Genomic DNA, 24,185 nt, shown 5'->3' with positions numbered 1-24,185 from the left:
CCGGAAGGGGAGCGCGCGCCCCGCCCACCCCGTGCACCCGCACGCTGGATGTCCGCTCGGCCGCGCACGTGCTGTACTGACCTCGGTACCGACCGTCATGGTGGCGACCGGCGGAACGGCGAGGGGGAAGACGAATGGCGATCTTGATGACGGCCGAGCTGGTGGGCGTGACGACCGAACAGTACGACGCGCTGACCGCGAGGCTCCAGGCTCTTCCCGGCAACCCGCTCGCGGGGTGTCTGTCCCATGTCTGCGTTCCCGCAGGCCCGGGCCTGGTGATCTACGACGTGTGGGAGTCCGAGCAGGCGCTGCAGAAGTTCATGGGGGTCCTGATGCCGGTGGCGCAGGAACTGGGCCTGCCACCGGGCAAGGCGCCGGAGACCGTGCCGGTGCACGCGCACTGGACGCCCGAGCGGTGATGGAGCTGACCGAGGGGTGAACCCGGGCGGACAACGGCCTGCGCAAGACTGGGGTACGTACCGACCAGGAGGAGCCATGCCAGACGTGCCCCGCAAGTACTCACCCGAAGGAACACCGCTCGGCCCGCTGTCGGACTGGCGGCACGTGCCGACTGCCCACTACACGGCGGACACACCAGCGGTGGTGCGGTGGTGGCGACACCTGAGAAGTGTGACGCCGTGGCCACGTCGGGCACGCCGCCTGACGCACTGACGACCGAAGATCCGATGGGCCCCGGTGCGCGCAGTGCGCACGGCGGCGCCGTCTACTTGATGCGCTGGGCGAGTGCCTTGATGAGGTCGGTCTTCGCGACCCGCAGCGCGAAGCGGTTGGCGGAGTCGGGGACGGGGCGTGCGTACCAGGGCAGTCCTCGGCGTCGCCACTTGGCGGGCGGCAGATCCGCGGGAGGCGGCGGCAACGGCACGGTCCACTTGCCGAGCCGGAGCTCCCCGGTCCAGGTTCCGGCCGGGAGAGTGCTGACCGGCACGGTGAAGCGGATCTCCGGGGCCTCAGGGATCGGCTGGACCGGGAACCGCGCCGTCTCACCACCTCCGTCGCGCAGGGTCAAAACCAAGGCGGCTGTGGGGTATTCGGCCAGACCGCAACGCCCGCTGAACTGCAGTTCCGTGGGTGTGCCTGCGACCCAGCGGATGTCGTCGAGGCGCAGCAGGGGCCGTACCTGGTGCTTTGTCTCGCCGAGGTCGAGGGTGAGGTTGCCGTGCGGTTTGGTCGTGTAGAGGGTGACGGCGCGCAGGTCCTCCCCGGTGGTGACCACATACGTGCCGGCGGCGCCGCGGACGTCGGCGGCCCGCTTGCTGCCGATCCGGACCTCCTTGGACACGCCCTGGGCGCCGACTGCGAGGGAGATGTCCCACAGCCCGTCGGTGAGCGGCTTGCCGTCGGCGGCGGAGGTGATGTCGACGGCGGCCTGGAATCCGGCGAGGTCGTAGGTGTAGTGGCCCTCGTCCTCGGCCGCTCCGAGTCCGGGTGTGGCCGTGTGGGTGAGCGGCAGGCGGTATTCGGTGCCGCTGTCGCGCTCGCGCAGCACCAGTTGCGTCGTGACGTCCCGGGTCTCCACGCGGTGCAGGTAGGCGTGGCCGGCCAGGTGCAGCACGGTGCCGCGTAGTTCCGCCCGGGTGACGTGGTGGCGGACGGCGAGCTGGGCGGTGACGTCATAGCAGAGGTCGGGGATGGCACGCTCGGGATCGCGCAGGAAGGGGTAGCGGGCCAGTGCCCGGCCGCCGTCGACGAGGACGGGGGTCGCCACCTTGGTCCGGGCGAGCTGCTTTTCGAAGGCGATGAGTTCGAGCAGTTCGTCGAGCATGCGGTGGCGCACCAGGTGCAGTCGCAGCCGGGCCATGGCCGAGAGCTGCTTGTTCATTCCCTCGTGCCACAACGGATCGATGATCTCGGCCAGTTGGCCCAGCATCTTCTTCTGAGTCTCGCGAGGCTCGAAGACGAGCTGGTCGGCGAGCATCTGCTGGACCTCGACGGTCAGGTGGCGATGGGCGAGGTGGTCGCGGCCGGGCCCGGGCGGCACGTTCTCCAGGATCATGTCGACCACGCGAGGCAGGAACCGCAGCCGGCGTTCGGATCCCTTCAGCCGGCGCGTGATGTTCCCCTCGTCCTCGCGCAGCACCCAGAACAGGCAGTCGTAGTCGGCCACCACGGAGATGCCCGAGGCATGCAGGTAGGCCGCTCCGACGAACAACTGGTCCTCGCCGATGGCCAGATCGGTGGGGAACCGCAGCCCGTGCCGTTCCAGCAGTTCCCGCCGGAACAGCTTCATGGGGTTGAGCGTCCAGTAGACGCGGGAGGAGAAGACGTCGGTACGCGGCTGGTTGCGCTTGAACATCGAGGTGGGCGCCCCGCGTCCACCGACACCGACCATCTTGCCGAGCACGATGTCGGTGCCGTTGTCCTCGGCCATCCGCACCATGCGCTCCAGCGCCTCGGGGCCGAGGTGGTCGTCCGCGTCCAGGAAGAACACGAACGTCCCCGTGGCGTGCTCCAGCCCGACGTTGCGCGGCCCGGACGGACCTCCGGAGTTCTCCTGGTGCAACACGCGCATCAGCCCGGGGTAGACGTCCTGCAGCCGGTTCAGCTCGGCGGCTGTGCCGTCCGTGGAGCCGTCGTCGACGACGATGACCTCAAGGTGCTCACGACCGATGCTCTGCTCGGCGACCGAGGCGATGCACCGCGTCAGATAGGGCATCGCATTGTATGCGGCGATGATCACCGAAACGCTGGCACCGGGCATGAATATGGGCTCCCAAATACCGGACAACCCCATTCCATGGAGTATTCCGATATCTCCTATGGAAGTTTGGTTCTGCGCGGGGTAAGCTCCGAGGTTTCTGTGAACATACCATGGATGGTAAGTGCACGCAGAGTGGGTAGCCGATGAAGCGGCGGTGGTGATCGGTAACGCCCGGTGGCACACCGGACGGGGTAGAGGAGGGGGACGGGGGACCGGCTGCACGGTGTTCGTGTTCTCCCGCGGCGTCCGCGCACGGCGAGGCGATGATGCAGTCGCCGGACCTGGCCCGGCACCCAGGCCGTGGCGGTGCGCTACCCGTCCGCGGCCAAGGGGGCCCGAGGAGCACGCTTAGGCGGTGGCCTTCTTCCAGACCGTGAGCAGCCCCGTGTACCCCGGCGGGTCGAAGGACGTCGCACCCGAGTCGACGACGCCGGTGAGCCGGAGCATGGCGAGATTCCCCTCGGAGGTGACCGTGCACAGGACGTCACCCTTCTTGAGGGCTTTGCCCTGATCCAAAGCATCGTTGGGAAGCTCCGAGGGGAGCGGCGCACTGTCGACGGCCTGCCGGCAGACCTTCGGAGTGGTACCGGGGCTCTTGGCGGTGGCGGTACGGAAGGTCAGGTACTGGTAGATGTACTGGATCTCCGCGGCGTCGTCGCCGATCTCACCGGCCGGATCCACCTTGGGTTTGTCCAGGTCTACGGTGATCGCCACACCGGTTCCCGGCGGGCCGATCGTCAACGGACGGTCCTTGAAGAGCGGTTCGTACCTCTTCGCCGCCGGGCTCTTCGTGGCGGTCGCCGAGGGAGCCTTCTTCTTGGGCGCACTCTGCCCGCCGGGGCTGGTGGCCGGCGTCCTGCGGCTCCCGGCCTTCGCTCCGGTGCCGTGGCCGGTGTCTCCGTAGAACGACCATGCCGCGCCGACCGCGACGGCGACCACTGCGGCGGCGATCACGAGAGGCGTACGGCGCCGCTTGCCGGGACCGCCCCTGGGCGCGGCGGATGCGTGCTCCGAGCGTGGGGCCGCGGGCGGCGGCGCACTCGGGCGGGACGGGGCGGACTGGGTGGGGGCCTGGTGCAGCGGATGGCCGGGCCGCGTGGGTACGTACGTGGCGGCGGGGCGGTGCTGCTCGGCCACCTCCTGGTCCAGGAGGCGGCGTACAGCGCGGCTCCGTTCGGCGACTGCCGCAGCCAGCGGGGCCGGGAGCCAGTCGTCGAAGTCGCGCGAGGACCGGCCGGAGGCTCGCGCGCAGAGCTCGGCGAGTTCGGCGGGCGTCGGACGGGCGGCGGGGGCCGCTGCCAGGCAGCGCTCCAGGAGCGGGCGGAGCACAGCCGGGTAGCCCGAGAGGTCCGGCGGGCGCTGGGCGGTGTTGGCGATCTGTGTGGCGACGGTGAGGGCTCCGCCGGAGCCGTAGGGGTGCCGGCCGGTAGCGGCGACGGCGGCGATGAGACCGAGCGAGAACACGTCGCTCGCCGGGGTGACTTCGTCACCCGTGCCCTGCTCGGGGGACATGAACTGCGGGGTGCCGATGAAGCCGCCACTGCGCGTCAGACGGGTGGACTCGGCGGCACGGGCGATCCCGAAGTCGATGACCCACGGCCCGTCAGCGCCGAGGAGGATGTTGCCCGGCTTGAGGTCGCGGTGCACCACTCCCGCCGCGTGCACCGCGTCCAAGGCACCGGCGACGCAGGTGACCAGTTGGAGCGCGGTGGCCATGGGCAGCGGACCGTGGACGTCGACGGCCTCGTCGAGGGGTACTCCGGGCACGTACGCGGAGGCGAGCCACGGCTGTTCGCCCTCCGCGTCATGGTCGACCACCGGCACCAGGTGGTACCCGCGGACCTGCTGAGCCGCCTGGACCTCCTGCTGGAAGCGGCGCCGGAACTCGCTGTCGCTCGCGTACTCACGCCGGATCATCTTGAGTGCGACGGGCTGGTTGCCCCGGGTGTGGGACAGGTACACGGACCCCATGCCACCCTCCCCGATCCGGGCCAGCAGCCGGTAACCGGCCAGTTCCCGCGGTTCCTGTGACGTCAGCGGGCGAAAGACGCCTTCGGTTCCCGTCATGGAACGGAACCCCCCGTATGCAGCGGTTGTCGTGCCGCACCTCACCTTGACGCGGCCATGTGCAAGATCAGCATCGTAGCGGCCGCCCGGTCGCTGTCCGGACCGGCTATCGAACGGGTTCGGGCAGTGCGTGCCGCGTCCGGGTCAGCATCTTCTGTGTGATCCCGTCCAGCAGGCGACGCAGTTCGCTGAAGCGCATCGGCCGGTCGTGCCGACGCAGCGCCCTCAGGACGTGCAGCATGGTGGAGGCGGCCCCTGTGAAGGCGAGATCGTCCGCACTCTGTAGTGCTGTGCCGCACAGAGACCTCATGACGCCACGGACGGGACGAACCTGCCCACCGGCGGGCACGGCCCGCGCTGTGCGGCGATCACGACACGCGGGTGCCACCCCAGGAGAGCGCACGGATCTTCTACACGGCCCCTGGTCCGTGCGGGCCACGGCGGCGGTGTCAGTCTGCTGAAGTATCCTTCCCGCCACCGCACACCGACTGGGAGGACCAAGGCAATTGACTGGCCCGTCTGCTTTCCCGCTGCCCTTTCATGCTTCCCGTTCCATATCGTTCGCGACACCCCGAACGCTGCGGGAACTTCAGATGATGCAGTGCAGCGCACTCATCCGGGCGAAGCCGGGGTGGTTCGACAAGATGAACGACGCCGGCATCGTCGCCAGGTGGACGCAAGAAGCGATCGCCCAGGGCCTCACCGAAGCGCAGGTTCGTTACGTGCTGGACGAACTCCTGCATTACGCCGCGCTGCGGGACGGACGAACCGGCATCGAGGTGTCCGCGGTCGACGGGGTGTGGCAGTCGGACACACTGATCGACGACGAGCTCAGATCCCGGCTGCGGGAGGCGGTTCGGGTTCTGGAGCAGGTCCCCGATGCAGAACAGGACTGGCATCCCGGATCCGACGGTCAAGTACTGGACCTGGTTCATCCCTCACTGTTCTGCTTGGTGAGAGAGGTGAGCGGCGCGCCCGAGAGGGCTTGGCAGAATCCGACGGACCGCTACTCAAGGTACGAATTCTCGGAGAAGTTCCAGTGGCTACCCACGGACGTCGATGTCAGTGACGACGGCGATGTCACCTTCCGTTCGTACGTCAACAACGTGCACCCCGAGACTCATCGCGAACTAGCCTCCGTCCTGCCGGACCTGTTCGCGCGCTTCCGCCCGTTGCTGGAGAACGTGCTCACCGACCTGCGCCATCCGCGGCCCCTGCGGATCGAGGCCGATCCTTTCGGGTGGTACGACTCAGAGCCCGAGTATCCGGACAAATCATCCTACAGTGATGATGGGGCCTACGCAGAAGCCGTCCGTGCATGGGAAGAGGCCCAGGACGACTGGTGGGAAAACCGCCGCCCCGTCGTCCCGGACGCCCCGGCCTTCACCCCGCCCGAGTTGCCCGATGAATCCGCCCGAGTCGACCTGCGCGGCCGCAGTCTCCAGGTCATCGTCAAGCTCGCCACCATTCATCTCACTCCGGACAAGCCCGAATACCCCGGCGGTTCCTGGCATGTCGAGGGGATGATGAACGAGCGGATCGTCTCGACCGGAATCTACTACTGGGACAGCGAGAACATCACCGAAAGCCGGCTGAGTTTCCGAGCGGCACTCGACGACCCGCACTACGAACAGAACGACGACAACGGCCTCCGTGAGGTGTACGGCCTGGAGGACGAAGACGCACTGAACCAGGTGCTGGGATCGACATCGACTCCAGCGGGCCGCTGCCTGGCGTTCCCGAACATCCTGCAACACCGCGTCGGATCATTCCGCCTCACGGACCGTACCCGACCGGGATACCGCAAAATTCTCGCGTTCTTCCTGGTAGACCCGTCGGAAAAGATCGTCTCGACATCCGATGTGCCACCGCAACAACCATGGTCCGACACGTCGACCATGACGCTTGAACAGGCCAAGAACTACCGCGAACAACTCATGCAGGAGCGTAAGTTCTTCGTCGACGAGCACAACGAACAGCTCTACGAACGGGAATTCTCCCTCTGCGAGCACTGAACCGCCGATGCGGCGGGTGGTGCATTATCTGGCCCGCCGCAGCAGTCGCCGGGGTTTCAGCTGTGCGGAGGCGCGTTCTCCGGTAGCCCGCGATTGGGTGTGATCAGAAGGGTGGCGCCGGCGCCAGAAGGGCCTCGGGCCGAGAACATCGTCCGTGGCGGCTGACGTCCGATCCGAGGCCCGCGATCCATCATGTAGAGTGGCATCACCGACGCGGGGTGGAGCAGCTCGGTAGCTCGCTGGGCTCATAACCCAGAGGTCGCAGGTTCAAATCCTGTCCCCGCTACCAAAAGAAGGGGCCCGCAGCAGCGGGCCCCTTCAGCGTTGCTCCGCCGGACACACCGGTGCTCTCGCGTGGGGGAGTCCCGCGTAGCCGAAGACGACATCGCCAGAGGGAGCAGGGCTGGAACCGGCGTTTTGAGAGGGCTGATCCGATCACGGAGTTTCGCCGGCCCAAGGGCGTGGCGAGTTCTGCCGGCCTTTACTACTCGACCGCGGTCGGCGGTCACGTGGGTTACGAGTCCTGGCTGCACCGGCATGACGGGAAGCGGCGGCGCCGGCACGCGCCGGACTGCTCCGCGCGGCTGGCCGGGGCGGGGTCGTGGGCGTGCGGCTCGGTGGCCGGATCGACCGGTGGCCGTGGAGGCGTGCACTCGGAACTCGTCGACCAGGCGGCAGCCACCGCGCACAAGCCGACCGAGGAAGCGAATCGAGCATGACCTCTGCTCCAGCGTCCCTGTTCAACGACGCGCTCATGACCGACCCGTACGGGACGTACGCCCGCCTGCGGGAAGCCGGGCCGGTGCACCGCACCATCACTCCTGACGGCGCACCCGTGTGGGTCGTCACCCGCTACGAGGATGTGCGCGCCGCTCTCACGGACCCGCGGTTGTCATTGAACAAGGCAAACGTCCATATCACCGGCCGTTACCAGTCATCCATGCCGCCGGAGCTGGACGCCCACCTCCTCAATTTGGACCCGCCCGATCACACCCGGCTTCGACGTCTTGTCTCGAAGGCATTCACCGCCCGGCGTATCGAGGGGCTGCGACAGCGCGTCCAGGCACACGCTGACGAGCTCCTGGCCGCCATCACAGAGCGGCCGGCCGACCTGATGCCCTCCCTGGCAAACCCTCTGCCCATGGAAGTCATCTGCGAACTCCTCGGTATCCCCGCCGCCGATCGCCGAGATTTCCACGCCTGGACCGACAGCGTGCGGGGGTCCTCCGAGGACGCGGCAGTGGAATCCCGTGCCGCCATGCGGGAGATGCACCGATACCTCACCGGCGTCATCGCCGCCAAGCGCAACAAGCCGACCGATGACCTGCTCACCGCGATGACTGAAGCCCACGACGAACACGACAGCCTCAGCGAACCCGAGCTGCTCGCGATGAGCTTCCTGCTCCTGTTCACCGGCTACACCAGCGCGGTGAACCTGATCGGTAACGCCACATTGGCGCTCTTGCTTCACCCTGCGGTGATGGACTCGGTCCGTGCCGGCCATACACCGGTCCGCGCGGTGGTGGAAGAGACCCTCCGCTGGAACGCTCCCGTCACACTGGGGGTTCGACGCTTCACCCTGGAAGACGTGACCATCGGCGGCATCACCATCCCCACCGGCTCCCGCGTCTGGGTCTCGCTCGCCTCGGCCAACCGCGATCCCGCCCAGTTCACTGACGCTGATTGCTTCCAGCCCGAGCGTCCCTCCACCCACCTCGACTTCGGCCACGGCATCCACTACTGCTTGGGCGCCCCCTTGGCGCGCCTCGAGGCCGAAGTCGCGCTCACCGGGCTCATCGCCCGGTTCCCCGACCTCCGCCTAGCGGTCCCCGCCGAGGAGTTGGAATGGCTGCCCTCCTTCCACCATCGAGGCCTGAAGGCGCTACCGGTCACCTGGTGACCAGCAGCTGACCGGGCCAGCCTCCGCCCTGCTCGCCCAGGCGACGCAGAAGGCGACCTCGACTGGGTCGTCGCAGTCGACTCCACCATCGTCCGAGCCCACCAGCACGCCGCCGGAGCCCGCCAGAAGGGGCCCCGGCGGACCGTGCCCTCCGACGGTCCCGCGGCGGTCCGACCGCCAAGATCCACCTCGCCCCGCGAATCGCCGCTGTGCCGGGGCCGCGTCGAGTTGGGCTACCTGAACTTGCGGCTGGTCGCCAGGTAGACCTGCTTGGCGTTGGCACCGAGGCGCGGACCGGTGACGAAGGTCCGGCGGTCGCTCAGGGAGTTGTCGGAGACCAGGTACGTACGGCCGTTGTGGGTCATGAACCAGGGGCCACCCGAGGCACCGCCGTTCATCGTGCAGCCGATCATGTACTGCGCCGGGTAGTTGCTCGGGTAGCTGTGACCGAGCACCGCACGCTTGGTCGCGCCACGGCAGTCGTAGAGCTTCGAGCCGTCGTACGGGGACTCCGCCGGGTAGCCGCGCACCTTCATGTCCTTGATCTTGCTGGCGGCCGGGGCGTTGAACCACACCGGAAGCGCCGAACCGATCATCTCCTGGAGGGACTTGTGGCCCTTCTCCGGCTTCACGTGGATCACGGCGTAGTCGTACGCCGAGGCCACCGTCCCTTGATGCGCGCCGCCCTGGATCCATGCCTGGGAGGTGGTGGCCCAGTTCGCCCACCAGATGCCGTAAGGCGAGACGGCGGTGGAGCGGATACGCTGCCCGGCCTGGCGGATGGTGTACCGGCCGGTGTTGTCGAACGACGGAATGAAGGCGATGTTGCGGTACCAGCCGCCGCCCTTGCCCGCGTGCACGCAGTGGCCGGCCGTCCACACCAGATTGGACTTGCCGGGGTGTGCCGGGTCGGTGACCACCGCGCCGGAGCACACCATGTCACCCTGCGGCGTGCTGAAGAACAGCTTGCCGACGGGCGCCGCGTAGTGGTGGTACGTCGTCGCGACCCGTGTGGCCGACTTCCGCTTCACCGCGCCGTCGGGCATGTACATGTACGTGCTGCCGCCACCACCGGTGCTGGTGCTGCCCGCCACGGTGACCCCGGGAATGCTCGACGCGGCCTTGACGACCCGCTCCGGCGTCCAGAAGTCCTTGATGTATGGGTTGGAGAAGTCCTCGGCCTTGGACTTCCAGTGGCTGAAGTCCTTCCAGCCGCCGTTCTTCCACTTCTGCAGGCCCTGGCCGGCGAGGTCGGTGGGCACACCGGCTGGCAGCTTGTAGCCGCCGAGCGAAGTCCCGCCGTCCTGTCCGGTGTCGACGCCCGGATCGTTCTGGCCCGCCCCGTCCGACGACGAGGAGGACGCCTTGCGGTCCTCGCCCTTCGAGCTGTCGCAGGCCGTGGTGGTCACCATGACCGCGGCGATCACGGCGGCAGCGGCCGCGATGCCGCGGCGGCGTATGAATGGCATGGAGCGTAGTCCCCCTGTGGCTGATTCTTGTCATGCTCCAGCTTGGCTGGAGCGCACCCCACTATGCACGTGGGCGGACGCAGAATGATCATCGGGGGGCGCCCGTACACAAGAGCTACATGACCGAAATTGTTCCGTGACATGACGTCACCGTGTCGTACTCCGGTCACATGGTGACGGGGGGTCAGGAGAGGGGGGACCAGCCGGCCGCTACCGATCGACGCCGTACGCCACTTCCGTACCGCCGCGCCTTCTCGCCCGAAGCAGCACGCTGCAGCGTGGTGGCGTGGTACCCGGTTCCGTCCGTCAACTGGCGGTGTGAGAGGCGCCCTTGACTCGCGGGCTGCTCACGCAGTCACTCGCCTATGTGGTGATGTGTGACTGCGTGTCTACGGCTGGTTCAGCAGTGGGGCATGGACGTCCAGTGGAACCTGTATGCGCCGTCCACGTACGGCGCGAAGGTCCATGTCCACTGATCTGTGTCGACCGTCGAGCCGTTCACGGTCACCTGCGCGGTGCGGTACCAGACGTCGCCCATATTGCCGACGTTTCCGCCGGAAACCCAGCAGTCCGCCAAAATGGAATCGCCCGGCGAGAGGGTGAGGTCTTCCCACTTGCCACATCCCGAGTCGGCGCACGTGTACACACCCACGTGGTACTTGGTGTCTAGTTGGATCATCATCGGCTCGGAGCCGTGGTTGTTCGGGTTCGGGTCGGCGGACGCCTGTGAGGTCACGCACAGGACGGATGCCCCGGCCATGGCGAGCGTGGCGAGGGTTTTGATCGCTCGGGTCATAGTGTGTTTCCCCCTGATTTCTCCGGCTCCCTGCGATGCCGGTCCAGTTGCCATTTTCCGGGCGAGGTTCATGTGTTCCCCGAGAATGACGTTGCCCTGACGTTAGCCAGACGAGCCGGGCTGCTGCGCGGGAACCATTCCTGGTGGGATGAAGGCCCTGTATGCGGCTCGTCGAGGGGCCGTTGTGCAAGATCGAGGTTAAGGGCTGCTGTCCTAGGTCCGTCCTAGGCCGGTCCTTGCGCACTCCGTGCACATCAGCGCATGCAACAAGCCGGATGCCTCGTTGGTGACAACCAGACTGCTACAACTCCTCAGCTTCGGCTCACTGTCGGTGCCTCCATGGGTGTCAGGGAGCCGGTGCCGTGGTGGCGTCGTAGGTGGCGCGGGCGGTGGTGATGTCTGCTCGTTGGCGTCCTGCCCAGCCGACGAGCCCGGTGAGGGTTGCGTGAAGTTCGCGGGCCATGGGCGTGAGGCTGTATTCCACCAAGGGTGGCACGGTGGGTTGGTCGGACACATCGGTGTGACTACGTGACATGAATGTGTGCCGGAGGGTGTCCACGGGCTCTGCGATTCGCGCGCGATACCTGACAGCACGACGAAGCCCCGCCGGTGCGGCATGGCGTGGTCGACGAACCAACCCAGCCAGAGCCGAGTCAGTCGTCGTAGACCGTGTCCGGCGGCGGTGTCCGGCCGGTGAGCAGGTAGCTGTCGATGGCGTCCCTGGTGTGGCTGGTGCCTTTGGCCAGGTAGCTGGTGTGGCCATCGCCCTGGCGGGTCACCAGCACGCTGGAGGGAAGATCGCGGTGCAGTCGCAGGGCCCACGGGTACGCCGTCGAGGGGTCGTGGGTGGCATTGGTGATCAGGATCGTCGGTGCGTGCTGGACCTTGATCGGCCGCGGTGGGTTCGCGACCCGAGCGGGCCAGCCGACGCACCCGGTGAGGATGGTCCACGACTGGGACGCGCCGCCGAGACGAGGCGCGACCGCCTGCCCGAGCCGCCGCAGGTCCTGCAGATCGTGCAGCGTCCGGATCGGCGTCGTCCAGTCGAGGCACTCGATCGCGATCTGACTGCCGTTCGCATCGTCGTCGCTCGGCCCGGTGGCAACGGGCTGGGAGAGCGCCGACGCATCGCCGGCCTCGGCCTGTTGGAGAGCGAGGGCGAGATCGTTGCGCCGGGACGGGAACAGCAGCAGGCCCTGCGCGGCGAACCGGATGTCCTCCCCGGTCACCAACGGACGGCAGTCACCCGCCTTGGCGCAGGTCGGGGCGGGGATCGGATGGTGGTCGGCGGCTGCTACCAGGGCGTCGAACAGCCGCCCGACCTCTGTGCCGTACAGCGCGCAGGAGGGAGTCTGCGCACACCAGTCGAAGAAGCGGTTGAGGGAGTCCTCGTACGCGTGGGACTCGTCCTTGAACAGGTGCACCGTCGACAGCGAGTGATCGAGTGCCCCGTCCAACGCCAGGGCACGGATCCGGTCCGGGAACAGTTCGGCATATGTGGCGCCCAGTTGGGAGCCGTAGGACAGGCCGAGGTAGTTGAGTTTCCCCTCGCCGAGCGCTCGGCGCAGGGCCTCAAGGTCGCGGGCGGCGCTGACGGTGTCGACGTGCTCCAGCAGCGGTCCGGTGAGTCGACGGCAGCTCCGGCCCAGTGCTTGATTCCGCGCGACCAAGCGCCGGAACTGGACCTCGTCCTTGGGAAACAGCGAGACCTGGCGATTGAGCAGCGCGGGGTCGCAGCGGACCGGACTACTCAGTCCGACACCGCGTGGGTCCAGGCCGATCACATCGAAATGCTCCCGGGTGGCAGTGGAGAACACGTGCGCCCCGAGGGATTCGGCGTACACGAACTGCGTCCCGGAACCGCCGGGGCCGCCAGGGTCGAAGAACAGGCTACCGACCGGATGCGCGCCGCTCGCCCGGAGCCGGTCCACCGTTACGGTTGTCTTCAATCCGCGTGGGTGCGCGTAGTCCACCGGCACCTGGAGGGAAGCACACTGGAGTTCCGCTGGTGAGCCGGGAAACGGGCACGAAGTCCAGTTCAGTGACGACGCCGGATTGCCGGCGGCAGCGACGGTATCCGCGGCGGCGGCAGTCGCCGCGGGCATCGTCAACATTGCGGTGACGAGCACCGCCGTTCCGATCGCCCGGCCTTTCAGGGCCACGACCATCCGGTGCAGCGACCGGCCTGTCATCGCGGGGCGTGGCGTGCGCATTTTGCTTGTCACGCTCGTCATCCTTGATGGTGCCCGGCACATCGTCTATCAGGGACCACCCTGATCGAACCCCGATCGAACCCCAGCCGGCACAGCGGTCCTGAGGCACAGACGACCGCGGACAGCCGAATGCTGCGTTTCCCGGAGCGCGCCCCGGCCCTCAAGGGCGTCTGGGCCGACTCCGCGCACGAGTTCGCGCTCGGACAGAACCACGCCGTGGTCGCAGCGCGCCTGAGCGGAGGCGATGTGTTACGGCCAGCGGCGGCAGCAGCGGCAGCGGCCGTCGGCAGTCAGGTGGAGCTTGCTGGTGAACCCGCCGCGCGAGCGGCCCAGTCCCTCACCTCCCGCACCACCTCCACCAGGTGGGTGAGGAGGCTCTGCCAGGGCGCTTCGCCCTGATGTCCTGCCGCTGGAACTGCCTTTGGCGCAGTTCTGGGCCACCGGCTCCGCCTAGCACCCAGAACCGCGACAGCGAAGAGCGGAACGCCGCTTCACCAGGTCTGTCGGGTCCACAAGGCCAGCGGCCCCTTGGCGAAGGCCCGGCAGAGGTTTGCGGCGGCCGGCGAAGGCATCCGGAGGCCGGGCGCCCGAGCCGTACAGAGCACGGCGCTTCCGTTACACCGCTCCGGCGGTGATTGGCTGCTTCCTGAACGCCCCCTGGAGACCCGAGCATGAGCAGCCGCCCGGCGTGGTCAGGGAGCTCTCCGGTGGGGGAGGAGGCATTCAGGCTCGGTGGGCGTGTGGCTCGGCCCGGACCGCGGCGTGCACGTACTCGGCCCCGTCGTTGCGGACGCCCTCGGCTACCACGACAAGACCACCAGCCGCCTCATCAGAGAAACAGGCGGGACATGGAGCTCCGATACGCCCCAGGAGATCACGCAAGGTGACCGACAGGCTGGCTTCCTCGAGGACCAGCGACAGTCGATTGGAGCCTGTGAACAAACCCCGTCTGCGAGCAGCGGCGTCCGGTGCGCCTGCCCTTCGGGCGGACGGCGGTTTGTTCACAGGCTCTGAGCTTGCCTTTTAACCAGGCGGCCGGTTCAGGGCCGGGCTGAGTGTCAGTGCTGGCGCGTAGATTGTGCGGGTGAGCTGGGATGTATTCATCATGCGGTTTCCGCCCGAGGCCGAGTCGATAGACGAGATCCCCGAAGACTGGGAGCCACCGAGTCTGGGTGCGGGCCGCGACGTTCGTGCTGTCCTTGCAGAGGTGTTGCCGGGCATCGAGTATCCGCAGAATGGTTGGGGCGACTACGAGGGTCCCGGCTTCTCCATCAGCACCCCGGTCAACGAGGCTGATGACGCCCCGGTCGCCGGAGTCAGTCTCTTCATCCACGGCGACAGCGAAGCAGCAGCTCACGCTGCCCTTGCGGTCGCCGATGCGTTGAAAGCACGGGCCTTCGGCACCGGGTCAGGAGACTTCCTCACCGCGGACTGCGCCCAGTCGGCTTTCGATGTCTGGCGTGCATACCGAGATCGCGTCCTGGACCAACATGCGCCCTGAGCACGTCTTCTAACCTCTGAGGCTGTCGTGTTCGATGGTGCTCTCGGGCCGTCTGGTCGTCCTCCCGACGTCATAGCGGGTCGTGGGACGGCGATTTTTGGAGCCAAGCGGTCTTCCTGGTCCGGGCGTTGAGGGTCTCGGTGCACGGGCCGGACAGTGCAGGCGCGGGCGGAGGTTCCGAAACCCTCGGCGGACTCGGGCCGGGGTGAGCCGGCCGGGCTCGGCAGGCTTCTCCCATGGCCGCCGCAAGTCGGCAGCGGCCCAGCGCAGGAGCTGGAGTTGGGTGTGTGCGGCGATGATCATCCAGCTCCAGCGGTCGCCGGCCTCAGGGGTGCGGAGTTTTGGACGAGTCCATCCGAGGGTCTGTTTCATCAGCCTGAAGAGGTGCTCGATGTCGAACCTCCTCAGGAACGCCTGCCAGCGCACATCGACGTCCTCGCCGATCAGACCGGTGGCTGACGACCACAGCCAGAGGGGCAGCGGATCGTGGCCACCGGGCAGGCGGTCGACCTGGAGGCGGATCAGCGTGCCCTCGATGATGGGTAGTTCGCCTGTGTGGTCGATCCACGCGGAGCGGGTGGTCAGACTCGGGTGGATGCGGCCCCAGGCCATCGCGCGGGCGGTACCGTACCGGTCGGTGACCTGCGTCGTGGTCGCGTCCGGCTCGCCCCAGGTATCCGGCTTGGCGAAGCGGAATTCTTTGCCGCGTTTCGGTGGTCGCCCGCCTTGGGGGTAGCACGGGGCGTACTCCTTGAGCGAGGGCGTCGGCCGTCGCATGACGCGGTCGGAGTGCATCCGTCCCAGCACCTCGACCGGGAGGCCGTCGAGGAGGTGAGCCATGCGCGGGGCGTCGTAGCCAGCGTCGAAGACGATGAGGATGTCGCGGTCGCCGGAGTGCCAGCGGTCCATCTCGATCAAGTCTACGATCACCCGCCGGACCTGGGCGGCGGTGACCTCGGCGACGTCGTCGGCCGGGCCGAGACGGACGGCGTCCAGCAGTTGGCACCAGGACGTTCGGGCTGACTCGAGGGCGGCGACGAACGAGTACGGCCGCCGGGCACGAACTGGTCCGAGGACCGTCCGCTGCGGCCGTAGACGTGGCAGAAGAGGCGGTCCCGACTGGTCGGCGCGTCCGGGCGGAGCCAGTTGCTGACGTCGACGGCAAGGACCAGGCGCCCGTCGGCGGCCTGCGGCATCGGCAGACCGGCCAGTACCTGCCGCAGCCTCGGAACGTCGACGTTGCCGCAGTTCAGCGCGTCATACAGGGCGCCGTGCCCGCGCCGGTGCTCGGCCACCAGCGTCAGGTCTACCGGCGACATCACCGGACCGTCCGCGCACAACAACGTGTCGGTGAGATCGAACAGCTCGTCCCCGCGCGCGGTCAGGCAGTCGAATAAGTCCTCCCGGAGGCGTGACGCGAAGTCGAACGCGTCCCGCCGGGCATCGTGGTCCAGCACACTCACCTCTGCGGCCTTCGTATGAACGTGATTCCGTGGCGGAAGGCATGGTCATGCGAAGGCCGTCCGCCTGCCCGGCGAATCCCCGGACGAGTGAGTGCGTATGACGCAACGTTCGAGGTCAGAGGTTAAAGGACAAGCTGAGCTGAACCGCTGACGGGGTGGTTTCGGAATACGCCAGAGACCTGCCTTCTGCCGGCGGCAGAACACCGGCCCTACCGGGCTCGACGATCACTACAGTCCAGGCTCATGACGACGGTTACAACGCGCACGATCGAATACGCGGCCGACGGCCTGACGATGATCGGGCACCTCGCGCTCCCGGCCGGTGCCGACCGCCGGCCCGCGGTCCTGGTCGGGCCCGAGGGGATGGGGCTCAGCGACGTCGAGCGCCGCCGGGCCGATGTGCTCGCCGAGCTGGGATACGTGGCTCTGGCCTTCGACCTTCACGGCGGGCGCTATTTGGGCGATCCTGAGGAGATGTTGGCCCGTTGCATGCCGCTGCTCGCTGACCCCGACCGGATGCGAGGCATCGGCCACGCGGCGCTCGACGTGCTCCGCGCCGAGCCGCGGACCGACCCGGACCGGATCGCCGCCGTCGGCTACGGCACCGGGGGCGCAATCGCGCTGGAACTGGGGCGCGACGGCGTCGACCTGCGCGCGATCGCGACAGTCAACGGACTGATCACGGGCCGACCAGGCGAGACGGCGCGCATTCACTGCCCGGTGTGGGCCGGGGTCGGGTCGGAAGACCCGATCATGCCGCCCGCGCAACGGGACGCATTCACCGCCGAGATGCAGGCTGCGGGCGTCGACTGGCGCCTCGTGGTCTACGGCGGCGCCTTGCACGCCTTCCATCACCCACCGGTCGACCACATCGTGCGTCCCGGGGTCGGTTATCACCCTCAGCACGCGCAGCGAGCGTGGCGGGACGTCGTCGACCTGCTCGCCGAGTGCCTGCCCATAACGGAGTGATCTGGTCGGCAACCACGATCCCGGACCGCGAACCACGCCGGTCGGCCGGGGCTTTTCGGCACCCCGCGAGCGTGCGTGCCGGACGCCGCTGCGCAGATGGGGGTTTGTTCACAGGCTCTAGCTTGGCCTTTAACCTTCGTCAGTCTGTGTGCCTCTTCGTGGTGGCTTCGTGAGCCGCGAGTTCTTCCGGTGTGCCCAGGAAGGCAGGACCGCAGCCCGCTGGAAGACGCTGGACCACCATGGCGATGGCCTCCTGTGCTGTAGCTGCCGGGCCAACTGTCTGGCTTCGGAGCGGACCGGAGACCCAGTAGGTACCTCCAGCGGCGGGCTGAATGTACGGGATGTCCCAGGTCCACCGCCGTTCGGTGCAACGGCTGAAGTGAAGTTCTCCCATCCCGGTCCAGGGGAACAGTTGCCGCAGGCAGGGCTCGGCATAGGCCGCTTCCAACAACTCCGCCCGTACCCGCCCGTCGTCCCGTACTGCCTGCCAGCCCGCTTCAACGGCGGCTTCGCGCGCTGCATCCCTGTTCACGTCACCATCGTGCACGAGGGACGCGGCCGACCGAGCCCGCCTGATTGATCGAATGGTCCCTAGAACTTGATCACTCGGGATGGGAACGGCCGGACGCGAGAGCGGCCTTCGTTCGATCCTTTGCTCCGTCACAGAGTGGATCAGCGCGAAGGCCGTGGTCGTGAGTCTGGTGCATCAGGGTGTCCCGCAAGACGCGTTCCCGGAAGTGTCACGCTTCCGGACGGAGTTGTACGCGTGTCTGACCGCGCGGGGCGACGCGCTGTTCGAGTCATGCGACGCATTGCTGTGCACGGACGGGCCGGTGCAGGCGCTGGTCGATCTGGCACTCACGCCGGAACACCGGCGCGGGCACGGGGCGCTCTACGGCGGTCTCAACCAGGGGCGGATCGACGTGACCCGGCTGCGCCGCGCACTGGCCTCGGTGCCGCTGCCGCGGACATCTCGCCGTGGCTGCGGCCGGACGCCAACACCTGCCCTGGCCGGGCCCTTTGCCACGCCTTCGGCCGCGGAGGGGCGAAGCACCAGATGGTCCCGGGCTGGCCCCACTCGGTCGTCGCCGCGCTGGAAACCGGCCGCACCTCATGGACGGCGGTGGTGGACGCGGTCTGCCTAGACCCCGGGCGCCGACATCGCCGCGGTGACCACGGTCCAGCTCCGCGATGTCGTCGAACGGCTCGTCGCCGCCGGCCAGTGGAACCCCGGCGACCCCAACGTCCTGGTCGTGCTGGACGCCGGATACGACGCGCCCCGCATCGCCCACCTGCTGAGCGACGTGCCCGTCGAGGTCCTCGGCCGACTGCGGTCGGACCGGGTGATACGCCGGCCGACGCCCTCGCTCAAGGAGGACGCCCTGTGGGTCGCGATGACATTTTGGCGGGGATGGTTCATTCGCCCGTGATGTCCTCGGCCTCCCAGCGTAGGAGGTCGCCCGGCTGGCATTCGAGCACCTCGCAGAGCGCGGCGAGTGTCGCGAAGCGCACCGCCTTGGCACGGCCGTTCTTGAGTACCGCCAGGTTGGCGGGCGTGATCCCTACGCGGTCCGCGAGCTCACCCACGGACATCTTCCGCCGGGCCAGCATCACGTCGATGTCGACGGCGATCGGCATCAGATCACCTCGTCCAACTCCGCCTGCATCTGCGACGCTTCGACATCGCGCGCGACGGCCTGGGCGAGCAGCATCCGCAGCACGAGCACGATGAGCGCGACCCCCAGGATGGCCACGCCGACCCCACCCATGATGACGGTGACGCCCGGGTCGTCCCGCTGCCCCGGCGCGTTGAGGGCCGTGACCGCGAACCACATAAGGGCAGCCGCCGCGATCGCGCCGATCACGCCGTCCACGTACCGGAAGGCGGCGTGGGAGAACACGGTTCCGCGTCGCACCATCGTCACGAGCCGCCATACGCAGGCCAGGGCGACCTGGGCCGACACCATGCCCAGGATCGTGATCACGCGCAGCGCGGTCAGCGGGAGCGACCCGTCTTCCGGGTCGCTCCCGCTGACCAACGCCCACACCATCCCTGCCTGTACGAACACGGTGCCGGTGAGCACCACCACGAGCACGGCGCGCAGCGCCCCCACTGTCAGCTTTCCCACGACCCGACCTTCCATCGAATTACGATGAGAATCTATCGAATGTCGATAGATGAGGCAAGGGTTGAGACGGGGAGCGAGCGGTGGTGTCGCACCGCGGCCAGACGCCGACGCCGCCGCCCATGGCATCCGTGCACGACCACCCCTGAAAGGTCGGATCACACCGGGATGTCGGGTAGCTACCCGCCCAGTCCCACGTCCCGGAAGTACCGGTACTGCTCGAAGGGCAGGTGCCGGTTGTCCGTGCTCGACCACGCTGGCCGCGGGACGTCATCATCCCGGGCATCGACGACTCGGACAGGCAGCATTGGCAGACCTCGTGGGAGCGACAGTGGGGCACCTCAGCGGTGAGGATCGCCCCTGCCTCGTGGTCCACCCCCGACCTGGATGACTGGGTCGACGCTGTCCAGGAGGCATACGACGAAGCTTCCCGGCAGGACAGCCGGATGGTGCTGGTAGCCCACAGCCTGGTCTGCCGGGCGGCATCCACCTGGACGGCCACATCAACTTCGCCAGCGACCTGGGCTCGTGACGGCACGGCCGTGAACTCCTGGACTCGCTGACCCTTCGGTGACCGGCCACCGCGCGGGATGCATGGCCACCAGGCACCGCGCAGCGGTTCCCCTTCGAGCAAGGAAGCGTGCCCGTTGTCGTACACGAATGCGCCGCTGTCCGTCGAAGGTCGCCGTCGGCCCGTCGAACGCCGAGACGGGCATCTCTCCAGCGCGCGCGTCCAAGTGGGTCAACCGCCACCGACGACACGGCGACCTCGGCCAACTCGATCGTTCTTCGGCGCCGCATGGTCAGCCGACGACCACCACTCGCGAAACCTCGCCCGCGTCGAGGAACCCCGACGCGCTCACAAGTGGTCTGCAGCCAGGACCACCTTCGAGCCCGATCAGGCCGGCATCTCCAGCAGCCGCAGAACAGTGTTTCCTCAACGGATCTCAGGCAGTGGGGGCGTCGGTGCTGCGCTGCCCGGCGTAAGACGCAGCCTTGGTGTCAGAAGGGCTTGGTCGGCAGGTACTTGCCGTCCAGCGTGATGACGGCGCGCTCGCCGCCCTCGGGATCGGTGACCTTCTTGACGTCCAGCTTGAAGTTGATCGCGGAGATGATGCCGTCGCCGAACTGCTCGTGGACCAGGGCCTTGAGGGTGGTGCCATAGACCTGGAGCATCTCGTAGAAGCGGTAGATCGTCGGGTCGGTGGGTATGCCGCCAGGGACCGAGCCGCGGCTGGGGATGGTCTGCAGCAACATCACCGCGTCCTCGTCCAGGCCCAGTAGCTCGGCGACGGCCTTGGCGGACTTCTCCGGCAGGGCGTGCTGGCCGAGGACCGAGGCGGTGGTGAACGCGACGGACAGGTCGCTGGCGTCGGCGATCTGCCGCCAGGAGAGGTTCCTGCGGGTCTTGGCCTCGACAGCAGCGTTGGCCAGGGCCTGGCGGGCGGTAGGGTCGAATTGGGCGTGCACCATGATCAGTACTTCCTTCTCTCGGTGGACCACTTCTTGGGCAGAGGGCGAAGTGGCAGGTGGGTGGTGGGGTCCCGGCGCGGGCTAGGTGGCGGAAACCATCCGGGGGAGGGGTCAGGCCGCGAGGGCGGGTCCGGTCCCTACCGGGGGCAGTTCCTCGACATGGCCGGTGCCGATGTCGTAGACCCAGCCGTGCAGGGTGGCCTTCTGCTCCGCCAGGGCGCGGGCGACCGACGGGTGGGTGGCCAGGTTCACCAGCTGGGCGAGCACGTTCTGCCGGACCAGGCCCATCACGTCGCCGGGGGCGGTGGTGCGGGCCTGGGAGGCGTCGGCGTGCCGCAGCCAGGTGGCGACCGCCGGGGCGTCAATGAGGTCGTGGCCCCGGGCGAGGGCGGTCATCGCGCCGCACGCGGAGTGGCCGCAGACGACGATGTCCGTCACGCCCAGCACGGCGACTGCGTACTCGATGCTCGCCGCCACTCCGTCGGCGTCGGCGGTGTAGGCGGGCACCAGGTTGCCGGCGGTGCGGACGACGAACAGATCACCGGGCTCGCAGCCGGTGATCAGCTCGGGGACGACGCGGGCGTCGGAGCAGCTGATGAACAGTGTGTGCGGCGTGTGATGCGTGGCCAGGTGGGCGAAGAGTTCCGCCTTGGCCGGGAAGACGTCCCGCTGGAAGCGGGCGACGCCCTCGGCGAGGTTCTGCATGGGTCACTCCCTTCTGTGGCGGCCGACCCTTGCGGGCTGGCGAAGTCCACCTTGCATGACCTGCGCCTATAGCGTCCAAGAGCTGTTCTCCATAGAAGCTAGTGTTCGCATCTATAGTTGTTTCCATGGCCGTCCTGGAACTGCGTCACCTGCGCTATCTGCTCGCCGTCGCCGAGCGCGGCAACTTCACCCGCGCCGCGGAAGACCTGCACATCTCCCAGCCCACGCTCTCCCAGCAGATCAAGCAACTGGAACGAACCCTGGGCGTCCAGTTGCTGGACCGCACCGGCCGCACGGTACGGCTCACCGACGCCGGAACCGTCTACACCGACCACGCCCGCCGCGCCCTGCGCGACCTGGCCGCCGCCGAACGCGCCGTCCACGACGTCCAGGACCTCTCCCGCGGCCACCTCCGCCTGGGCGTCACGCCCACCTTCACGGCCTACCTCATCGGCCCGCTCACTGCCGAACTCCACGCCCGGCACCCAGGCATCAGACTGGCCCTGACCGAGACGACCCAGGACCGCATCGAGGCCGCCCTGCTCGCGGACGACCTCGACCTCGGCATCGCCTTCACGGGGGCCCACCTGCCCGGCGTCACCCCGACGCCGCTGTTCACCGAGACCCTCGGTCTCGTCACCGGCACCCACCACTCCCCGACACGGTCGGAGCCCCTACCGGTGCAGGCCCTCAAAGACATGCAACTCGCGCTGCTCAGCGCCGACTTCGCCACCCGCGCGCACATCGACGCCTACTTCACCCGGCACCGGGCCGCCCCACGCATCGCGGTGGAGGCCAACTCCATCCAGGCCCTCACCGAAATCGTCCAGCGGACGTCCCTGGCCACCGTCCTGCCCGACGCCATCACCCACGACCACCCCCGCCTCGTCCCCGTCCCCCTCGACCCACCACTGCCATCCCGCACCGTCACCCTCCTGCACCGCGAAGGCGCCTACCGCAGCGCCGCCACCCGCGCCTTCACCAAGCTCACCCACGACCTCGTCCACACCCGCGGCTACACCCCACCCCCCTGATCCACCAGCCAGGGCAGCACACCCGTGGCCGGGTGGCCACGCCGCATACCGCGCGGCGCATCCTATTGCTGTATCTGCTCGACGGCGGGCCGACCACCCTGCGCGCGGTGCCGGCGGCCCAGGACGTCCAGCGGGCCCTCAAGTGGGTGAGAACGCTCGCGGGAGGATGAGGCCTCCTGGGTGACCGAAGGCCGGTCAACGGGCGTCCGCAGGATGGGGGCCGGCGACTCACACTGAACGCCCGAACGAGCATGAACGCAGGTGGACGCCCTCGCACGTGGCCCAGCGAGCCACCAACAGACTTGGAAAGCGTGCACCCCAGTCCCGGGATACTGTGCTGGTCATGCCAGCCCAACTCCTCTGCCCCTGCTGTGAACAGGACTGGGTCCGCCTGTACCGTTTCAAGGCCGACGGGACGTCTTTCCGTTTGTGCGCCGAGTGCGACTCGCTGTGGTGGCCCGACGAAGCGGTCGCGGTAGCTCGGGCACATTTCCTTGATGACGTCGTCGCGGCACGCCTCGGGTTGGAAGGCAACCCGTGGAACGATCGTGTCTGGACTGACGTCATCGAGCCGACGCCCGGCCTCCGTCGTTGAGCACGTCCCACCACAACCGCACCGGAACGGGCGGGGAGCCGCGGGGAACCACAGTCAGCGGCGCAGGGATCGTCGTGCCCGCCCCCGAGGACGCACGTCGCCGTCTACGCGGCCGGAGTGAGTTCGGCGCGGCCGAAAAGCAGGGTCATCTCGGCCGCCCCCTTCTTCTTCGGACTGCTCACGGGGGTGCGGAGAGCGGGGTGAGGGGGAGATCAGGTGCCCGCCCTCCGCATCCGTCCGGCCGGTGTCAGCCGGAGATCTCCTTGCGGCCGGAGCCGACGCCGATGGAGATCTTGCGGGGCTTGGCGCGCTCGGCGATCGGGATGCGCAGGGTGAGCACGCCTGCGTCGTAGTCGGCCTGGATGTGCTCGGTGTCGAGGGTGTCGGCGAGCACGATCTGGCGGGAGAAGACGCCCAGCGGCCGCTCCGACAGCTCCATCTGCACGTCGTCGGCCTTCGCCACCGGCCGGCGCTCGGCCTTGACGGTGAGCATGTTCCGCTCGACGTCGATGTCGATCGCGTCCGCGGTCACGCCCGGAAGGTCGAAGGCCACCACGTACTCGTCGCCCTCGCGGTAGGCGTCCATCGGCATCGCCGACGGTCGCGACCAGGTGCCCGGGCCCATCAGCTGCTGCGCCAGCCGGTCCAGCTCACGGAAGGGATCAGTGCGCATCAACATCGGAAAACACCTCCAGCAGGTTCAGGCAGTTGCTGCCAATGCGCCTCACTGACACCGTTGTAACATGTCATCCAATGGATGACAAACGCAATGTCGTCTATGCGATGACGCCTGGGGGGGTGCCCGTGACCGTAGCCGACCAACCGCCCACGACCAGCACGAACGCCCACAGTCCGGCGTCGTTCCTCGCCGCCGCGGTGGCCCTGCGGGCCATAGACGACGCCCTGCGCGACGCCCAGCGAGAGTCCCCGGACACCGCGGACGCGCCCGGCCCCGGGCCGGAGCAGGCGCTGGCCTCTCTGGTGCTGTTGCGGCAGGTGCGTGAGCAGCTCGCCGGGTGGGAGACCGGCCTGATCCAAACCGCCCGCGACGCGGGTGCCAGCTGGGCCGACCTCGCCCACCCCCTCGGCGTCGCCAGCCGCCAGGCCGCCGAACGCCGCTACCTGCGCGGCCGGCCCGGA

19 protein-coding genes, 1 tRNA gene and 5 pseudogenes are annotated in these 24,185 nt (G+C 68.2%); 12 read left to right on the top strand and 13 right to left on the bottom strand.

The genetic code is table 11. The features are described 5' to 3' along the window. The first annotated feature begins 134 nt into the window (after positions 1-134). Positions 135-419, top strand: coding sequence for a hypothetical protein (locus tag IE244_RS26625; RefSeq protein ID WP_191876109.1), 285 nt, complete (start codon positions 135-137; stop codon positions 417-419). A 305-nt stretch (positions 420-724) separates the two neighbouring features. Here IE244_RS26625 and IE244_RS26620 read toward each other — a convergent pair whose 3' ends face one another. The 3 genes from IE244_RS26620 to IE244_RS26610 all read right to left on the bottom strand — a co-directional run bounded on the left by IE244_RS26620 (position 725) and on the right by IE244_RS26610 (position 5,027). Then, entirely contained in the window at positions 725-2,719 is a 1,995-nt protein-coding gene (locus tag IE244_RS26620; protein WP_191876108.1) for a glycosyltransferase, read from the bottom strand. A gap of 348 nt (positions 2,720-3,067) precedes the next feature. After that, on the bottom strand, positions 3,068-4,786 hold the full coding sequence (locus IE244_RS26615) for a protein kinase domain-containing protein (protein ID WP_191876107.1): 1,719 nt from the start codon (positions 4,784-4,786) through the stop codon (positions 3,068-3,070). A gap of 106 nt (positions 4,787-4,892) precedes the next feature. Further along, a complete protein-coding gene (locus IE244_RS26610; protein WP_229854336.1) occupies positions 4,893-5,027 on the bottom strand; it encodes a winged helix-turn-helix transcriptional regulator in 135 nt (44 codons plus the stop codon). A gap of 265 nt (positions 5,028-5,292) precedes the next feature. Here IE244_RS26610 and IE244_RS26605 point away from each other — a divergent pair, with 265 nt between their 5' ends. The 4 genes and pseudogenes from IE244_RS26605 to IE244_RS26590 form a co-directional block, all read left to right on the top strand. After that, the gene (locus IE244_RS26605) at positions 5,293-6,801 is read left to right on the top strand and encodes a DUF4246 domain-containing protein (RefSeq protein ID WP_191876106.1); all 1,509 of its coding nucleotides are present in this window, start codon (positions 5,293-5,295) and stop codon (positions 6,799-6,801) included. 212 nt (positions 6,802-7,013) lie between these two features. Further along, positions 7,014-7,090 (top strand) — tRNA-Met (locus IE244_RS26600). A gap of 426 nt (positions 7,091-7,516) precedes the next feature. After that, on the top strand, positions 7,517-8,701 hold the full coding sequence (locus IE244_RS26595; RefSeq protein ID WP_191876105.1) for a cytochrome P450 family protein: 1,185 nt from the start codon (positions 7,517-7,519) through the stop codon (positions 8,699-8,701). 42 nt (positions 8,702-8,743) lie between these two features. Continuing rightward, positions 8,744-8,895, top strand: a pseudogene (locus tag IE244_RS26590) (IS5/IS1182 family transposase); the annotation flags it as partial. Positions 8,896-8,934: 39 nt separating this feature from the next. Here the strand turns inward: IE244_RS26590 and IE244_RS26585 are convergent. The 3 genes from IE244_RS26585 to IE244_RS26570 all read right to left on the bottom strand — a co-directional run bounded on the left by IE244_RS26585 (position 8,935) and on the right by IE244_RS26570 (position 13,191). Next, entirely contained in the window at positions 8,935-10,170 is a 1,236-nt protein-coding gene (locus tag IE244_RS26585; RefSeq protein ID WP_191876104.1) for a trypsin-like serine peptidase, read from the bottom strand. Positions 10,171-10,570: 400 nt separating this feature from the next. After that, a complete protein-coding gene (locus IE244_RS26580) occupies positions 10,571-10,966 on the bottom strand; it encodes a hypothetical protein (RefSeq protein ID WP_191876103.1) in 396 nt (131 codons plus the stop codon). 653 nt (positions 10,967-11,619) lie between these two features. Continuing rightward, the gene (locus IE244_RS26570) at positions 11,620-13,191 is read right to left on the bottom strand and encodes an alpha/beta hydrolase (protein WP_191876102.1); all 1,572 of its coding nucleotides are present in this window, start codon (positions 13,189-13,191) and stop codon (positions 11,620-11,622) included. 1,072 nt (positions 13,192-14,263) lie between these two features. Between IE244_RS26570 and IE244_RS26565 the strand changes: the two genes are divergently transcribed. Further along, on the top strand, positions 14,264-14,680 hold the full coding sequence (locus IE244_RS26565) for a hypothetical protein (RefSeq protein ID WP_229854335.1): 417 nt from the start codon (positions 14,264-14,266) through the stop codon (positions 14,678-14,680). A 9-nt stretch (positions 14,681-14,689) separates the two neighbouring features. Here IE244_RS26565 and IE244_RS26560 read toward each other — a convergent pair. Then, positions 14,690-16,137 (bottom strand): annotated as a pseudogene (locus IE244_RS26560) (NF041680 family putative transposase). A 249-nt stretch (positions 16,138-16,386) separates the two neighbouring features. Between IE244_RS26560 and IE244_RS26555 the strand changes: the two are divergent. Further along, the gene (locus IE244_RS26555) at positions 16,387-17,112 is read left to right on the top strand and encodes a dienelactone hydrolase family protein (RefSeq protein WP_191876101.1); all 726 of its coding nucleotides are present in this window, start codon (positions 16,387-16,389) and stop codon (positions 17,110-17,112) included. Positions 17,113-17,251: 139 nt separating this feature from the next. Here IE244_RS26555 and IE244_RS42195 read toward each other — a convergent pair whose 3' ends face one another. After that, positions 17,252-17,644 carry a DUF6193 family natural product biosynthesis protein gene (locus tag IE244_RS42195; protein WP_229854334.1) on the bottom strand — a complete coding sequence of 131 codons (393 nt, stop codon included), beginning with the start codon at positions 17,642-17,644 and terminating at the stop codon, positions 17,252-17,254. A 160-nt stretch (positions 17,645-17,804) separates the two neighbouring features. On the opposite strand from IE244_RS42195, the pseudogene IE244_RS26550 reads away from it, so the two are divergent. Continuing rightward, positions 17,805-18,476: pseudogene (locus tag IE244_RS26550) on the top strand (transposase); the annotation flags it as partial. 52 nt (positions 18,477-18,528) lie between these two features. On the opposite strand, the gene IE244_RS26545 reads toward IE244_RS26550, so the two are convergent. Beyond that, positions 18,529-18,750 (bottom strand): helix-turn-helix domain-containing protein, encoded by a 222-nt coding sequence (locus tag IE244_RS26545; protein ID WP_191876100.1) that lies wholly within the window; start codon positions 18,748-18,750, stop codon positions 18,529-18,531. After that, the gene (locus tag IE244_RS26540; RefSeq protein ID WP_191876099.1) at positions 18,750-19,241 is read right to left on the bottom strand and encodes a DUF2975 domain-containing protein; all 492 of its coding nucleotides are present in this window, start codon (positions 19,239-19,241) and stop codon (positions 18,750-18,752) included. The genes IE244_RS26545 and IE244_RS26540 overlap by 1 nt, the downstream gene beginning before the upstream one ends. A gap of 227 nt (positions 19,242-19,468) precedes the next feature. Between IE244_RS26540 and IE244_RS26535 the strand changes: the two genes are divergently transcribed. Next, positions 19,469-19,801 (top strand): alpha/beta hydrolase, encoded by a 333-nt coding sequence (locus IE244_RS26535; protein WP_229854333.1) that lies wholly within the window; start codon positions 19,469-19,471, stop codon positions 19,799-19,801. A gap of 84 nt (positions 19,802-19,885) precedes the next feature. Beyond that, a pseudogene (locus IE244_RS26530) lies at positions 19,886-20,170 on the top strand (leucine zipper domain-containing protein); the annotation flags it as partial. Positions 20,171-20,240: 70 nt separating this feature from the next. On the opposite strand, the gene cynS reads toward IE244_RS26530, so the two are convergent. After that, the gene (cynS, locus tag IE244_RS26525) at positions 20,241-20,711 is read right to left on the bottom strand and encodes a cyanase (protein WP_191876097.1); all 471 of its coding nucleotides are present in this window, start codon (positions 20,709-20,711) and stop codon (positions 20,241-20,243) included. A 111-nt stretch (positions 20,712-20,822) separates the two neighbouring features. Continuing rightward, positions 20,823-21,416 carry a carbonic anhydrase gene (locus IE244_RS26520; protein WP_191876096.1) on the bottom strand — a complete coding sequence of 198 codons (594 nt, stop codon included), beginning with the start codon at positions 21,414-21,416 and terminating at the stop codon, positions 20,823-20,825. 125 nt (positions 21,417-21,541) lie between these two features. Between IE244_RS26520 and cynR the strand changes: the two genes are divergently transcribed. Beyond that, positions 21,542-22,450, top strand: a complete 909-nt coding sequence (gene cynR, locus IE244_RS26515) for a transcriptional regulator CynR (RefSeq protein WP_191876095.1) — start codon at positions 21,542-21,544, stop codon at positions 22,448-22,450. An 842-nt stretch (positions 22,451-23,292) separates the two neighbouring features. On the opposite strand, the gene IE244_RS26505 is transcribed toward cynR, so the two are convergent. Then, entirely contained in the window at positions 23,293-23,724 is a 432-nt protein-coding gene (locus tag IE244_RS26505) for an Hsp20/alpha crystallin family protein (protein ID WP_191876093.1), read from the bottom strand. A gap of 125 nt (positions 23,725-23,849) precedes the next feature. Between IE244_RS26505 and IE244_RS26500 the strand changes: the two are divergent. Continuing rightward, positions 23,850-24,185 (top strand): annotated as a pseudogene (locus IE244_RS26500) (type III effector protein); the annotation flags it as partial.

The organism is Streptomyces filipinensis, assembly GCF_014649495.1.
Classification (GTDB): Bacteria; Actinomycetota; Actinomycetes; order Streptomycetales; family Streptomycetaceae; genus Streptomyces; species Streptomyces filipinensis.
The sequence above is the reverse complement of the archived record's forward strand: the minus strand, read 5'-3'. Positions and strand labels throughout refer to the sequence as shown.